Here is a 14,121-nt window from a genome sequence, read left to right on the forward strand (position 1 = left end):
GTCGTGCACCTCACCGGACGCTCCGTCCTCGTCCTCCTCGTCGGCCTCGTGCCGGTCGTCCTGCTCGGGCGCCGCGCCGAGGTCGCCTTCGCCGTGCTCGGGCTCTGGCTGCTGGTCTGGCTGATCCTGGTGGGCATCGATCTGGTGGTCGCCGGATCCGCCCGCTCGGTCCTGGTGGAGCGCCGGGCGCCCGAGCGGATGCGGCTCGGGGAGCGCGCCGAGGCGACCCTGCTGATCACGAACACCGGCCGGCGCAGGATCACCGGCGTCGTCCGCGACGCCTGGGAGCCCTCCGCCGGCGCGCTGATCACCCGCTCGCCGCTGCGCCTGCCGCCGGGCGAGCGCCGCGCGGTCCGGACCGTGCTCGAGCCGCGCCGGCGCGGGGAGCGCCGCGCGCTGCACGCGACGATCCGCTCGAACGGCGTGCTCGGCCTGGCCGGCCGCCAGGCGACGATCGCCGCACCCGCGGTCGTGCGCGTGCTGCCGCCGTTCCGCTCCCGCCGCCACCTGCCGTCGCGCCTCGCCCGCCTGCGCGAGCTCGAGGGACGCACGAGCGTGATGATCCGCGGTCAGGGCACCGAGTTCGACAGCCTCCGCGAGTACGTGCGCGGAGACGACGTCCGCTCGCTCGACTGGCGGGCCACCGCCCGGCGCCGCGAGCCGGTCGTGCGCACCTGGCGTCCGGAGCGCGATCGGCGGGTGGTGCTCGTGCTCGACACCGGCCGCACCTCCGCGGCCCGGATCGACGACGAGCCGCGCCTGGACACGGCGATCGAGGCCTCCCTCCTGCTGTCCGCGCTCGCCGCCTCCGCCGGCGACCGCATCGACGTCCTGGCCTTCGACCGCGCCCGGCGCGCCCGCGTGCACAGCGCCACCGGCACCGAGGTGCTCGGCCGCGTGGTCGACGCGCTGGCCCCCGTGCAGCCGCAGCTGATCGAGACCGACTGGGCGGCGGTGCCGGCGCAGGTGCGCACCCTGGTGTCGCAGCGCTCGCTGGTCGTCCTGCTCACCGCGCTCGACTCCGTGGGGGCGGCGGAGGGCCTGCTCGCCGTGCTCCCCCAGCTCACCCGGCAGCACACCGTCGTCGTCGCCTGCGCGATCGACCCGGAGCTGGCGCGGATGGCCGGGGACCGAAGCGATCTCGGCGCCGTCTACACCGCCGCGGCGGCGGAGCGCTCGCTCGCGGACGCGGACCGGCTCGCGGCCGCCGTGCGCCGCCTCGGCGGCGACGTGGTGCTCGCCGCTCCCGAGAAGCTGCCGCCCGCCCTCGCCGACCGCTACCTCGCGCTGAAGGCGACCGGCCGGCTCTGACGCCCGCCCGGGCGCCGCCCGCCGGCTTCCCAGCCGAGAGCCGCAGCCGACTCCTCTAAGGAGCAGCCGCTCAGCCCTCGGCGATGCCGCGCGAGCCCGCGCCGAAGCGGTCGAGGTCGCCGGTCTCCCCCGCCCGGACGGCGCGACGGCCGAGCACCAGGACGTACGCGACGAAGGCGCCGAGGGCGAGCGCGCCGATGCCGATCTTCAGCCACCACGGCCACGGCGCCGGCGTCACGAATCCCTCGATCACGCCGGAGACGAGCAGCACGAAGACCAGCCCGATCGCGACGGTGAACAGGCTCCGCGCATCCTCCGCGAGCGCCTGCCCCCGGGGACGCGGGCCGGGCGCGATCCAGGCCCAGAAGATCCGCAGGCCCGCCGCCGCGGCGACGAACACCGCCGTCAGCTCGAGCAGGCCGTGCGGGAGGATGTAGAGGAAGAAGGTGTCGCCCTCGCCGACGTGGAACATCACGGCGACGGAGGTGCCGAGGTTCTGCGCGTTCTGCAGCAGGATGTACGGCACGTAGACGCCGACGATGCCGAACGCGACGCACTGGGCCGCGATCCAGGCGTTGTTCGTCCAGACCTGACCGGCGAAGGACGCGGCCGGGTTCTCGGAGTAGTAGTCGACGAAGTCCTCCTGCGCGAAGCGGCGCAGCTGCTCGTCGTCGCCGAGCGCGGCGAGCAGGCGCGGGTCGCCGAGGATCCAGACCGCGAAGAGCCCGGCGACCAGCACGGTCGCCAGCGCGACGGCGAGGGTCAGCCAGCGGATCCGGTACAGCGCCGCGGGGAGCGAGACCACCGCGAAGCGCGCGACGGCGGCCAGCGGCTCGCCCCGGGTGCCGGTGAGCCGCCCCCGCGCGCGCGACAGCGAGACGGCCAGGCGCGTGCCGACGGCGGTGGAGCCCGCGGTGGAGGAGATCGCGGCGAGGTCCGCCGAGGCGGACTGGTAGCGCTCCACGAGCTCGTCGGCCTCGCCGCCGGTCAGGCGGCGCTTGCGCGCCAGCTCGTCGAGGCGGGTCCACTGGGCGCTGCGCGCGGCCGAGAGAGCGTCGATGTCCATCTGCTGAGATGATAGCCGGGGCCACCGATCAGGGGATGAGGGACCATGAGCGACGACTCCGCCCGGGACGACTTCGCCCGGGACGACGCCGGCCTGATCACGGGCGAGGCGATCGCGCTCGAGATCCCCGTCACCTCGTTCGTCCTGCGGGCCGCCGGCGCGATCATCGACCTCGCCGCGGAGCTCCTGCTCGCGTTCGGCCTCTTCTACCTGGTCGCCGTCCTCGCCGGCGACGGCGGGCTCGACGCCGCGGCCTCCGCCGCCGTCGCGATCGCCGCCCTCGTCGTCTCGATCGTGCTCGTCCCCGTCGCCGTCGAGACCGCCACCCGCGGGCGCTCGCTCGGCAAGCTCGCCGTCGGCGCCCGCGTGGTCCGCGACGACGGCGGCGCGATCGGCTTCCGGCACGCGCTGATCCGCGGGCTCACCGGAGTGCTCGAGATCGTGATGACGGCGGGCGGGCTCGCCGCGGTGGTCGGCCTGCTCTCGCGCCGCTCCCGCCGGCTCGGCGACGTGCTCGCGGGCACGCACAGCCAGCTCGAGCGGGTGCCCGCCGCGCCCGCGCTCGTGGTCGAGGTGCCCGCTCCGCTCGAGGCCTGGGCCGCGACCGCGGACGTGGCGCGACTCCCGGACGCGCTCGCGCGGCGGCTCGCGCAGTTCCTCCGCCAGCGGGGCGGGATGACCGAGCCCTCGCGCTCGCAGCTCGCGGCCGCCCTCGCGCAGGAGGCCGCCGTGCACGTCTCGCCGCTGCCCGCCGCTCCCGCCGAGGACTTCCTGCTCGCCGTCGCCGCACTCCGCCGGCAGCGCGAGGAGCGGGCGCTGGAGCTCGCCGACCGGCGGCTCGCCCGGCTCGCACCGGTGCTGGCGGACGCCCCGCGCGGCTTCCCGGTGCGCGACGAGACGGCTCGTCGCCCGCAGGACTCGCCGCTGCGGCCGGCGGATCATTCCGCCGACGGCTCCCGGTAGCGCACCGCCTGCCAGCCCCGCGGCACCAGCAGCCGGCGGTCGTGCTCCGCGCAGAGGTCGTAGCCGTGCGGATCGGGCTGCGGGCTCAGCGGACCGACGGCCACGAGGGAGTCGCGGTAGTCGTAGGTCAGGGTGACGGCAGCGGGGAGGCTGCACCCGGTGCGCGAGCACTGCCGTCGGTTCATCGCGCCCACAGTAGCAACAGGCCCGTGACCGCGGGCTCCGGGCCATAAGCTGGTCCAATGCCCCGCGCACGCCGTTCCACCGCTCGACAGGCGAGCTCGGTGCGGGGCGGCTCGCGCGACCGGCACGGCCGGGGCATCCGCGGCGCCGTCACCGGACCGCACCTCCCGCCGCTGCAGACCCGCGCCGACTTCTTCGAGACGACGATCGGCTCCGCCATCGACTACCTCCGCGGCGCCTGGCCCGAGGAGCTCGCCGGCATCCGCGTCGACCTCGCGTCCACCCCGGACGTCGACCCGGCGCGACTCCAGGGCACCGGAATCGCCCGCTGGCGCGTGGACCACGCCGCCCGCCGCATCACGCTGTACCGCGTGCCGATCGAGCGCCTGGCGAAGCTGCACCGCCGCGACGAGTGGCACCAGCGGATGATGATCGAGAGCTACGTCTTCCGCGCCGTCGCCGAGCTGCTCGGCCGCGATCCGTGGGACATCTCCCCGGACCGCTACCGGGACCACTGAGGCCGGCCGCCCGGCCGACGGCGCACGGCCGCGCCGCGGGCCGCGCCGGCGGTCAGTGCGAGTAGACGGTGACCGGCGAGGACAGCGGGCCGGGCGGCACGATCGCGTAGGACGCGATCCGCCCCTCGTTCGCGATCGACACGGACGCCTGCACCGGCTGGTCGCTCGTGACGACCGCGGCGTCGACGCCCAGCTCCGTCGAGACCGACGCGAACGGGCCGATGTCGAGGGTCCGCGACCCCGCCGCCGACTCGACCAGCACCGACGCCGAGGAGTCGCTGCCGTTCGCGAGGTGCAGCACGGCGCCCTGCTCCTGCGTGTTGCCGACGCCGAACGGCACGTCCGTCGCCGTGCCGGACACGAACCAGGCGAAGTCCGTTCCGGCGGGGCCGGTGGAGGTGGTGCGGCCGGCCGCGACCACGGGCTGGTCGGAGGTCAGCGTGATGCGGTAGGAGCCGTCCGCGAGGCCGGAGAGCGGCACCTCGCCGACGCGGCCGGCGGGCACGACGACCTGGGTGGAGGTGCCGATCCCGCTCGGGTCCTCGTTCGCGACCTCGATCGAGACGGTGCTGTCCGCCTCGCCGGGCGCGAGGATCCGCAGGACGGGGGTGCCCTCGCCGCCGGTGCCGTCGTCGCCGGCCGTGTCGGCGGGAGGTGACGCGACGGTGAAGCCGGAGATCACGGTGAGATCAGACGGCGCGGCCGCCGGGCCGGTGGTCTCGACGCCCTGCGGGGTGAGACCCGAGATGGCGCTGCTCTGCAGGCTCGCCGCGATCTCGCCGCCGCGCGCGGTCATCCTCACCACGGGCTGGATCACGTCGGGGGCGAGTCCCGCGAGCGGGAGCGAGCGAACGGTGCCCGCGGGCACGACGATCCCCGTCGCGCCGGTCGTCGGGACGAGGCCGTTCTCGCCGTAGAGGGAGAGGTCGACGGTCGCCGCCACGTCGCTCGCGTTCGCGAGGACGAGCACGGAGGTCCGGCCGACGTCGGTCGAGCCGGCGACGAGCCAGCTGTCGGCCGACGGCTCGGCGCAGCCGAGGGCCGAGAGACCGGAGAGCTGCTCGGTCGCGATGGACTGGGTGGTCACGCCGCCCGGGGCGGGGTCGGACTGGGCGGGGACGGCGACCCGGGTGATCCCGGTGCCCGGGGAGGCCACATCGGTCTCCTCGAGCGTCTCCAGCGGGCCGGTCGCATCCCCGGGCGAGAGCGAGATGCCCGAGGCGTCGATGGCGACGAGCTCCTCGGGGTCCCCCGCGTCGACGAGGTCGCCCGCGCAGACGAGCGTGCCGTCAGCGGCGACGGGGGTGACGACGACGCCGTCGGCGGCGCGCGAGGCCAGCGGCGACGGGAGGAGCTGCGGCAGCACGATCGCGGCGGCGGCGACGGCGAGTCCCGCGGCTCCGACGGCTCCGCGCAGCACGGAGCGGCGGCGCCGGGCGGCCGAGACGGTCCGGTCGCGCTTCGGCGACGACTCGGCGGCCGGAGTCGCGGCGCCGCGCTCAGCGCGTCGAGCGGCACGCGAGGGGCGGGGCGGGGGCTGGATCATGCTCGTCTCCTGGTCGGCGGGATCAGGCATCGTCGGTCCCGTCGTCGAACTGGCCGGTCGCCTCGCCCGGCTCGTCGTCGATCCCCGCGACGGCGGCCCCGGAGCGGGCCCGCTCGAGCGAGAGCCCGGTGGGGACGGCCAGCAGCAGCGCGACGAGGAACACGATCAGCAGGGCGATCGTGTAGGCGACGCCGAACGGGCCGACGACACCCTGCGGCGCCGCGTCGATCCGCGTGCCCTCGGTATCGACGGCCGTCCAGAGCAGGCCGTACTGGGTGTCGCCGACCGCCGAGAACGCGGCGTTGCCGTCGAGGGAGACGGCGGCGCGCGCACTGACGGCCGAGGCGGCGTCGCCCGCGTCGGCGGTGGCCGGCGGTGCGAGCACCACGAACCGGACGCCGAGCTCCTGGAGCGCTGCGCCGATGTCGTAGCCGGTGCGCGAGACGAGGTTGCCGGCGAGCTCGTCGATCGCATCGGTCTGCTCGGTGCCGGTGGTCGCGAGCGTCGACTGCTGGTCGAGCGTCGCTCCCGCGCCGCGCTCGAGGCGGGCGAGGACGCCGCCGTCGGACTGCGGGACGAGCACGATCGTGCCGACGCGCGGCTCGTTCTGCGCCTCCGCCGCCACGTAGGCCGGCAGCGACCGGTCGGAGCCGGCGGTGCTGACGGCCGAGTCGCCGGTCGGGAACAGGATCGCCAGCGGAGCGACGGCGACGACCGCGGCGGCCGTCACGATCAGGGCCGGGACCATCCGGTACGACGGCAGCGCGGCGACCGACAGCGAGAAGCCGACGACCAGGCCGAGCCAGTACAGGCTGAGGCCGGTCCCGCTCCAGACGGCGACCGCCTCGGAGCCCGTGGTGACGACCTGGACGTCCTGCGCGAGCGCGGCCGTCAGCAGGCCGACGGCCGCCACGCCGACTCCGCCGAGCGCCGAGAGGTTGTTGGGGAGCAGGAGCGCCGCGAGCGCCGCGACCACCAGCGGGAGCACGAGCACGGCGGTGGCGACGCCGGCCGCCGACGAGGGGATGCCCAGCCCGGCGAGGAGATCGAGCCAGCCGGCGGTGAAGCTCGAAGGGAAGCCGGCGAGGAGCGCGAAGACATCGACCCGCGCGGAGGGCAGCGGCACACCGGGGTCGGCGAGGATCGCGAACCAGTCGCCGCGCTGGGCGTGCGCCACGATGATCGGGAAGAGCAGCGCGAGCGCCGGGATCGGCAGTCCGGCGAACCGGCCGATGCGGCGCCCGGACGTGGCCAGGACGACGATCCAGATCAGCGCGAGCGGCACCGCGAGGATCGGCGCGCAGGCGACGATCGCCGCGGCCAGGATCGACGCCGTGGCCGACGACGACCACGAGCGGTACGCGCCGAAGCCCGCGAAGAACAGCCACGGGAGCAGGACGTGCACGAGGATCGCGGCCGGGCGGCCCTCGGACTGCGCCGCGAAGAAGGCGGGCGCGAGCAGGTAGACGAAGGCGCCGGCGGCGCGGGCGATCGGCCGCGCCGTGAGGCGGGCGATCATCATCCACGCGCCCATCGTCGCGAGCGGCAGCGCCGTGAGGTAGAGGAGCACGATCGAGAAGCTCGGCGCCCAGAAGGTGAGCGAGCCGAGCACGGCGAGCACCGCGGCGAACGGATCGGCCGCGCCGATGAAGCCGGAGCCGAGGTCGCGCCAGCCGTAGGCCGCGTTCCGCCACAGCTCGCCGACCGTGGGCGAGAGGGTGAGCAGTCCGCCGCCGCCCATGGCGGTGGCCGCGATCAGGCGGGTGTAGAGGATCAGGCCGGCGAGAGCCGCGACCAGGACGATCCAGACTCCGCCGCCCTGGAAGAAGTGCAGCGGGTGCCGCTCGCGGCTCGCCTGCACTCGGACCGCGTCGTGCCGGACGGAGCGGAGCTGGCGGACCACGTCGAGCGGGATGCGCAGCGGCGCGATCGCCTTCCAGCCGACGTTCTTCGAGGAGCGGAGGACCTTCCTCGCGTGGAAGACCTTGGTGCCGCCGAACGCGACGACGAAGGCGGCGAGCAGCTCGCCGCCGACGAGGCCGGGCTGCTTGCGCAGGAGCCGGACGGCGGCGCGGCCGACGGCGAGCGGCACGAGCGACAGCCAGTGCACGACGAGCAGGGCGACCGGCGCGTAGGCGAGGCGGCGGTGCAGCTGGGCCGTGCGGTGCTGCCGAGCGCGCCGGCGCTCCCCTCTGTCGATCCGCCGGCCGTCGGGGCGCTGCAGGCCGATGCGGGCGGTGGTGACCCGCGAGTCGGGGACCCGGCTGACCCGGTGGCCGGCGAGCCGGGTGCGGATCGAGAAGTCGAGGGCGTCGTCGACGACGGGCAGCCCGGGGTCGAAGCCGCCGAGCTCCTCCCAGAGCGCGTGCCGGACGAGCATGCCGCCCGCGGCGACGGCGAGGACGTCGGGAGTGGCGTCGTGCTGGCCCTGGTCGAGCTCGTCCTCGACGAGATGGACGGTGGTGCCGTAGTTGGTGATCGACTCGCCGTAGCTGCGGATGTAGCCGGAGCGGGTCCAGTCCATCACCTTCGGCCCGGCGACCGCGACGGACGGCGCGACCTCGACCGCTCCGAGGAGCGCAGCGAGCGCGCCCGGCTCAGGGGCGGAGTCGGCGGCGAGCAGCCAGAGCCACTCGTCCTCCCCCGTCGGCGCCTGCATGACGCGGACGGCACGGGCGACGGCCTGGCCGAACGGGAGGTTCTCGGCGACCTGGACGAGCTGCGTGGGACCCCAGCCGGCGAGCAGCTGCCCGGTCTCGTCCTTCGAGCCGCCGTCGACGAACACGGTCGCGTCGGGCTGACGGGTCTGGGCCCGCAGCGCCGCGAGGGTTCGCTCCAGGTAGGCCGCGCCGTTGTGGGCGACCAGGACGGCGGTGACTCGTGGATACATCGCGGACCACCCTAAGCGATGGGCGCGCGGCGCCCTGCGGCGGCTCGCCGCCCCCGGGGACCGGCGGCGGTCACGCCCGGCGGCGCAGCTTGCGGCGCTCGCGCTCGGAGAGGCCGCCCCAGATGCCGAAGCGCTCGTCGTTCTCCAGCGCGTACTCGAGGCACTGGGCCCGGACCTCGCAGGAGGTGCAGATCTTCTTCGCGTCGCGCGTCGATCCGCCCTTCTCGGGGAAGAACGCCTCGGGGTCGGTCTGCGCGCAGAGCGAGTCGACCTGCCAGGAGAGCGCGCCGCCGGGCGCCTGCGTGTCGGAGTCGATGCCCTGCCGGACACCGGGGACGCCGAGCCGGACGGGATCGACGAACCAGTCCTCCGGGACCGCGCGCATCGCTGCCGCGCCGTCCGCCGGAGCACGATCGGCTCCGGAGATCCTGTCGTTCCTCGAGACGCTGTCCGGAATCGCCATACCGTCTCCTACCCCGCCCGCGAACATGATCGGCGACCGGCTCCTCCCGGAGCAACCGCCTCCGTAATTACACCGGTGTCATTCGCTGAGGTCAAGTCGCGGACCATAAACCCTCAACCCCCCGTGGAGGGTTCGCGACACACCGGCGTGTCGCGACCGTGTCGAAGCTCGCGACCGAGGGCGGACCCGGCGTCAGGACGTCGCGGCGCTCCGGGCGCGCCAGGCGCTCTCAACCATCTCGGCGACGCTGTGGCGCATCTCCCAGCCCAGGTCGCGGGCGGCCGTCTCGCCCGAGGCGACGATGCGGGGCGGGTCGCCCGGGCGGCGCGGCGCGACCTCGGGGGTGAAGGCGATGCCGGTGCTGTCGGCGATCGCGGTCATGATCTCGCCGACCGAGGCGCCGGAGCCGCTGCCGAGGTTGTACACGGGATCGATCGGCTCACCGGCGGCCAGTCGGCGCGCGGCCGCCACGTGGGCGAGCGCGAGGTCGGCGACGTGGATGTAGTCGCGGACGCAGGTGCCGTCGGGGGTCGGGTAGTCGTCGCCGTTGATCCGCGGCGTGCGACCGGCCAGCAGCGCCTCGAAGACCAGCGGGAAGAGGTTGTGCGGGCTGGTGTCGTAGACGTCCGGGTAGCCGGAGCCGACGACGTTGAAGTAGCGCAGGGAGGCGTGGCGCACCCCGTGCGCACGGCCGGCGTCGGCGAGCAGCCACTCGCCGATCAGCTTCGACTCGCCGTAGGGCGACTCGGGGCTCTTGGGCGTGGCCTCGGTGACGAGCTCGACGTCGACCGCGCCGTAGACCGCGGCGCTGGAGGAGAACACGATCGAGCGGACGCCCGCGCGCTCCATCGCGGCGAGGACGCGCACGGTGCCGGTGACGTTCTGCTCGTAGGTGTGCAGCGGGCGCTGCACGGAGACGCCCGCGTACTTGAAGCCGGCGACGTGGACGACGCCCTCGATCTCGTGCTGCGCGAAGACCTCGTCCAGCAGCGCCTCGTCGAGGATCGAGCCGCGGTGGAACGGGACGCCCTCGGGGACGAAGGCCTCGTGGCCGGAGGACAGATCGTCCAGCACGACGGGGTCGATGCCCTGCTCGGCGAACGCGCGCACCACGTGCGCTCCGATGTATCCGGCTCCCCCGGTGACCAGCCATGCCATGTGGATCCTCCTCGACGACGGGCGCCGCGCGCGCACCGTCGCAACCCTAGCGGCGGGGCGGCGCCCGCCACCTGGCAGGAAGTCGCAGTGTCGCGATATCCTGCCGGGATGCTCCGCTCCGTCGCCGTCCTCGCGCTGCCCGGGGTCGCCCCGTTCGAGTTCGGCGTGGTCTGCGAGGTGTTCGGGGTCGACCGGCGCGAGCACGGCGGGCCGGTCTTCGACTTCCGGATCGCGACCGCCGACCCGGGCCCGGTGCGCACCTCGCTCGGCTTCGACCTGCTGATCGCGGACGGCCTCGAGGCCGCCGAGGACGCGGATCTGATCGCGGTGCCCGCGCATCCGGTCGGCCCCGTCGACGAGCGGGTGCTCGCCCTGCTGCGCCGCGCCCACGAGCGGGGAGCGTGGATCCTGAGCGTCTGCAGCGGCGCCTTCGTCCTCGCCGAGGCGGGACTGCTCGAGGGCCGTCGGGCGACGACGCACTGGATGCACGCCGACGAGCTGGCGCGGCGGCACCCGGCGGTCGACGTCGATCCGGACGTCCTGTTCGTGCAGGAGGGGCGGATCATCACCGGCGCCGGGACCGCGGCGGGGATCGACGCCTGCCTGCACCTCGTCCGCGAGGAGCTGGGCGCCGCGGCCGCGAACGTGGTGGCGCGCCGCATGGTCGTACCGCCCCAGCGCCACGGCGGGCAGGCGCAGTTCATCCGCACCCCGATGCCCGAGGCGCGCGCGGACTCCCTCGCCGAGGTCACCGAGTGGATGCTCGACCATCTCGCGGAGGAGCTGAGCATCGACGTCCTCGCCCGGCGGGCGCTGATGTCGCCGCGCACCTTCGCGCGCCGCTTCCGCGCCGACCTCGGGACGACTCCTCTGGCCTGGCTGAACCGCCAGCGCCTCCTCCGCGCTCAGCAGCTGCTCGAGGAGTCCGACCTCACCCTCGAGGCGATCGCCGTCCGCGTCGGCTTCGGCACGGGCGCCGTGCTGCGCCATCACTTCGCCCGCGTGCTGCAGACGACCCCCGCGGCCTACCGCCGCACCTTCGCCCCGGCCGTCGCCTCTTGACGGCGGGTCTCGATACGCCCTGCGGGCTACTCGACCGGCATGGGCGGCGCAGGTGAAGGCCTGCCGCCTCCATGCTGATCGAGTAGTCCGCGGAGCGGACGTATCGAGATCCACCCGCTCCGAACTCCCGGCGACGACTGGTCTCGATACGCCCTGCGGGCTACTCGACCAGCATGGGCCCGCGCAACGGACGCAGCGAGATCGACGCGGTCAGACCGTGGCGACGAAGAGCGTGCCGCGCCCGGTCACCGCGAGGGCGCGCTCGGACGGCGTGACGTAGACGCTGGCGCCGCGCTCGATCGTCGTCTCGCCCTCCGCGCCGCGCACGGTGAAGGAGCCCTCCGTGGCGATCGCGATCGCCGGCCCGTCGAGCTCGACGCGCACCGGCTCGTCGGAGGTCGGCTGGACGACCGCGAGCAGGAAGTCGGGCACGTCCGGGCGGTAGACGCGCAGCCCGACCGCGGGCTCCTCGGCCGGCAGGTACGGCACCGGCAGCGGCGAGAACTCCAGCACGTCGACCAGCTCGGGCACGTCGATGTGCTTGGGCGTCAAGCCGCCGCGCAGCACGTTGTCCGACGCGGCCATCAGCTCGACGCCGGTGCCCGCCAGGTAGGCGTGGATGTTGCCGGCGGGCAGGTACAGCACCTCGCCGCGGGCGAGGCGCACACGGTTGAGCAGCAGCGAGAGCACGATCCCCGGGTCGCCCGGGTAGGCCTCGGCGAGCGAGCGCACCGTCCCGGTCTCGAGTCGCTCGTCGCCCTCGGACGCGCGCACCACCGCCGCGATCAGCGCCGCGACCTCCGCGCGGTCCCCGTCGGCGAGCAGCCAGGAGACGGCACGGCGGAGGACCTCCGCGGGCTCGCCGTCGAGCTCCGAGGCGAAGCGCGTGATCGCCTCCGCCTGCTCCCCCTCGACGCGGCCCGCCAGCTCGGCGAGCAGCGTCCGCGTGCCGCCGAGCTCGCGGAAGCCGCAGAGCGCGTCGAAGCTCTCGGTGAGCGCGTAGATGAGCTCGGGCTTGTGGAACGGGTCCTTGTAGTTGCGCTCGGCCGCGTCGCGCGGCACGCCGGCCTCGTCCTCCTCGACGAAGCGGCGCTGCGCCGTCGCGGACGACGGGTGCGCCTGCAGCGAGAGCGGCGCTCCCGCCGCGAGGATCTTCAGCAGGAACGGCAGCCGGGGCGCTCCCGACACCGGGTCGACCGAGCCCGCCACTCCGGCGAGCGCCGTCTCGGGCTCGCGGGCGATCCACTCCGCGAGGGTCGACGCGCCGACGGAGGCGGGGTCGAGGATGCGGGCGGGCGAGCCCGGGTGCGCACCCAGCCACAGCTCCGCCTCGGGGCCGCCGGACGGCGCGGTGCCGAGTGCGTCGGAGATGCCGGTGAGCGAGCCCCAGGCGTAGTCGCGGGGGGTGTTGCCGATCGGGATGAGCACGGCGGAGGCCTTCCGTTCCGGGGCGGGGTGCGGGGCGGCGCCGTCCGGACCCTGCCGGGGGCGGCCCGCCCCGACGCTAGCAGGATCTACAACAGCGGCCCCGGAGGACCGGCCGCCGCTTGGCGCCGATCGCCAGCGTCCGCGCCGCCGCGCCCGCCGCTTCGTACGCTGGCCTCAGCCGCACCGCCGCCGCTCCTGCGGGCCCCGTGGTGCGCACCCGAGCGATGGAGCGATGGACCATGGACAGCACGACCCTCGAGACCGGCGGCACCACGACCTCCGAGACCCGCGACGAGACCCGCGACGAGACCCGCGAGACCCCCGGCGCGGCCTTCCAGCTCCTCGGCGCCGACTTCTACGGCTTCGAGTCGAGGCTCTCCCCCGCCGAGAAGGAGCTCCTGGTCGGCGTGCGCGCGTTCCTCGAGGAGCAGGTCCGGCCGATCGCCGACGAGTACTGGGAGCGCGCCGAGTTCCCGCGCCAGCTCATCCCCGGGATCCATGCCACCGGCGTGATCGGCCTGTCCTGGCCGGAGACGCGCGCGATCGAGAACTCGTCGGTGTTCCGCGGCTGGGTCGCCCTCGAGTTCGGCCGGGTCGACGCGAGCATCGCCACCTACGTCGGGGTGCAGAACGGCCTCGTGATGGGGACGGTCGGCGTCGCCGGCTCCGAGGAGCAGCGCGCCGAGTGGCTGCCCAAGCTCGCCTCGGGCGAGGTGATCGGCGCCTTCGGGTTGACCGAGCCGCACTCCGGCTCCGACTCCGCGCAGGGCCTGCGGACCACGGCCCGGCGGGAGGGCGACACCTGGATCCTCGACGGTGCGAAGCGCTGGATCGGCAATGCGACGTTCAGCGACGTGACCGTGATCTGGGCGAAGGACGTCGCCGACGGCCAGGTGAAGGGCTTCCTCGTCCCCACCTCGACCCCCGGCTACCGCGCGACGGCCATCGCCCGCAAGCAGAGCCTGCGCACCGTGCAGAACGCCGACATCGTGCTCGAGGGGGTCCGCGTGCCGGAGTCGCTGCGGCTGCAGGGCGCGAACTCGTTCCGCGACACCGCGAAGGTCCTCCGGCTGACCCGCGCCGAGGTCGCCTGGCAGGCGATCGGCGTCGCGATCGGCGCCTACGACGCGGCCCTGCGCTACGCCCGCGAGCGCGTCCAGTTCGGCAAGCCGCTGGTCGGTCACCAGCTGGTGCAGGACCTGCTGGTCAAGAGCATCGGCAACATCACCGCCAGCATCGCCCTCGCCACCCGGGTGTCCGAGATGCTCGACGCCGGCGAGCAGCGCGACGAGCACTCGGCGCTCGCCAAGGCCTACACGACGGCGCGGATGCGCGAGACGGTCGCCTGGTGCCGCGAGGTGATGGGCGGCAACGGCATCGTCCTCGACTACGGGGTGGCCCGGTTCTTCGCCGACGCGGAGGCGCTCTACTCCTACGAGGGCACCCGCGAGATGAACACGCTGATCGTCGGCCGAGCGATCACGGGCAGCGCGGCGTTCGTCTGAGCGGCGGCTCCGCCCGTCCCGTGCCCGC

General features: G+C 74.8%; 12 protein-coding genes. 5 read left to right on the forward strand and 7 right to left on the reverse strand.

Going from position 1 to position 14,121, the window contains the following annotated elements:
* Nucleotides 1-3 precede the first annotated feature (3 nt).
* Nucleotides 4-1,311, forward strand: coding sequence for a DUF58 domain-containing protein (locus HQQ82_RS04805; RefSeq protein ID WP_173231887.1), 1,308 nt, complete (start codon nt 4-6; stop codon nt 1,309-1,311).
* Between the two features lie 70 nt (nt 1,312-1,381).
* On the opposite strand, the gene HQQ82_RS04810 is transcribed toward HQQ82_RS04805, so the two are convergent.
* On the reverse strand, nt 1,382-2,377 hold the full coding sequence (locus HQQ82_RS04810; protein ID WP_173231888.1) for a stage II sporulation protein M: 996 nt from the start codon (nt 2,375-2,377) through the stop codon (nt 1,382-1,384).
* Between the two features lie 45 nt (nt 2,378-2,422).
* Between HQQ82_RS04810 and HQQ82_RS04815 the strand changes: the two genes are divergently transcribed.
* Nucleotides 2,423-3,340 (forward strand): RDD family protein, encoded by a 918-nt coding sequence (locus HQQ82_RS04815; protein ID WP_173231889.1) that lies wholly within the window; start codon nt 2,423-2,425, stop codon nt 3,338-3,340.
* On the opposite strand, the gene HQQ82_RS04820 is transcribed toward HQQ82_RS04815, so the two are convergent.
* On the reverse strand, nt 3,316-3,525 hold the full coding sequence (locus HQQ82_RS04820) for a DUF3499 family protein (RefSeq protein WP_173231890.1): 210 nt from the start codon (nt 3,523-3,525) through the stop codon (nt 3,316-3,318). The genes HQQ82_RS04815 and HQQ82_RS04820 overlap by 25 nt on opposite strands.
* Before the next feature lie 57 nt (nt 3,526-3,582).
* On the opposite strand from HQQ82_RS04820, the gene HQQ82_RS04825 reads away from it, so the two are divergent.
* Nucleotides 3,583-4,041, forward strand: a complete 459-nt coding sequence (locus tag HQQ82_RS04825; RefSeq protein WP_173231891.1) for a metallopeptidase family protein — start codon at nt 3,583-3,585, stop codon at nt 4,039-4,041.
* A gap of 52 nt (nt 4,042-4,093) precedes the next feature.
* Here the strand turns inward: HQQ82_RS04825 and HQQ82_RS04830 are convergent, their stop codons facing one another.
* From HQQ82_RS04830 to galE, 4 genes are all read right to left on the reverse strand, one after another.
* Complete coding sequence (locus tag HQQ82_RS04830; protein WP_173231892.1) at nt 4,094-5,587, reverse strand: DUF5719 family protein; 1,494 nt, start codon at nt 5,585-5,587, stop codon at nt 4,094-4,096.
* Nucleotides 5,588-5,609: 22 nt separating this feature from the next.
* Nucleotides 5,610-8,477: a glycosyltransferase family 2 protein gene (locus HQQ82_RS04835; protein WP_173231893.1), complete on the reverse strand. Its 2,868-nt coding sequence runs from the start codon at nt 8,475-8,477 to the stop codon at nt 5,610-5,612.
* Nucleotides 8,478-8,547: 70 nt separating this feature from the next.
* Nucleotides 8,548-8,862, reverse strand: coding sequence for a WhiB family transcriptional regulator (locus tag HQQ82_RS04840; RefSeq protein WP_173232338.1), 315 nt, complete (start codon nt 8,860-8,862; stop codon nt 8,548-8,550).
* A 270-nt stretch (nt 8,863-9,132) separates the two neighbouring features.
* On the reverse strand, nt 9,133-10,098 hold the full coding sequence (gene galE, locus HQQ82_RS04845) for a UDP-glucose 4-epimerase GalE (protein ID WP_173231894.1): 966 nt from the start codon (nt 10,096-10,098) through the stop codon (nt 9,133-9,135).
* Between the two features lie 108 nt (nt 10,099-10,206).
* On the opposite strand from galE, the gene HQQ82_RS04850 reads away from it, so the two are divergent.
* Entirely contained in the window at nt 10,207-11,160 is a 954-nt protein-coding gene (locus tag HQQ82_RS04850; RefSeq protein ID WP_173231895.1) for a GlxA family transcriptional regulator, read from the forward strand.
* 210 nt (nt 11,161-11,370) lie between these two features.
* Here the strand turns inward: HQQ82_RS04850 and manA are convergent, their stop codons facing one another.
* Nucleotides 11,371-12,588 carry a mannose-6-phosphate isomerase, class I gene (gene manA, locus HQQ82_RS04855; RefSeq protein WP_173231896.1) on the reverse strand — a complete coding sequence of 406 codons (1,218 nt, stop codon included), beginning with the start codon at nt 12,586-12,588 and terminating at the stop codon, nt 11,371-11,373.
* A gap of 239 nt (nt 12,589-12,827) precedes the next feature.
* On the opposite strand from manA, the gene HQQ82_RS04860 reads away from it, so the two are divergent.
* Entirely contained in the window at nt 12,828-14,093 is a 1,266-nt protein-coding gene (locus tag HQQ82_RS04860; RefSeq protein WP_173231897.1) for an acyl-CoA dehydrogenase family protein, read from the forward strand.
* The last annotated feature ends 28 nt before the right edge of the window (nt 14,094-14,121 follow it).

Origin of the sequence: Rathayibacter sp. VKM Ac-2856, from assembly GCF_013205055.1 — a bacterium.
GTDB lineage: Bacteria > Actinomycetota > Actinomycetes > Actinomycetales > Microbacteriaceae > Rathayibacter.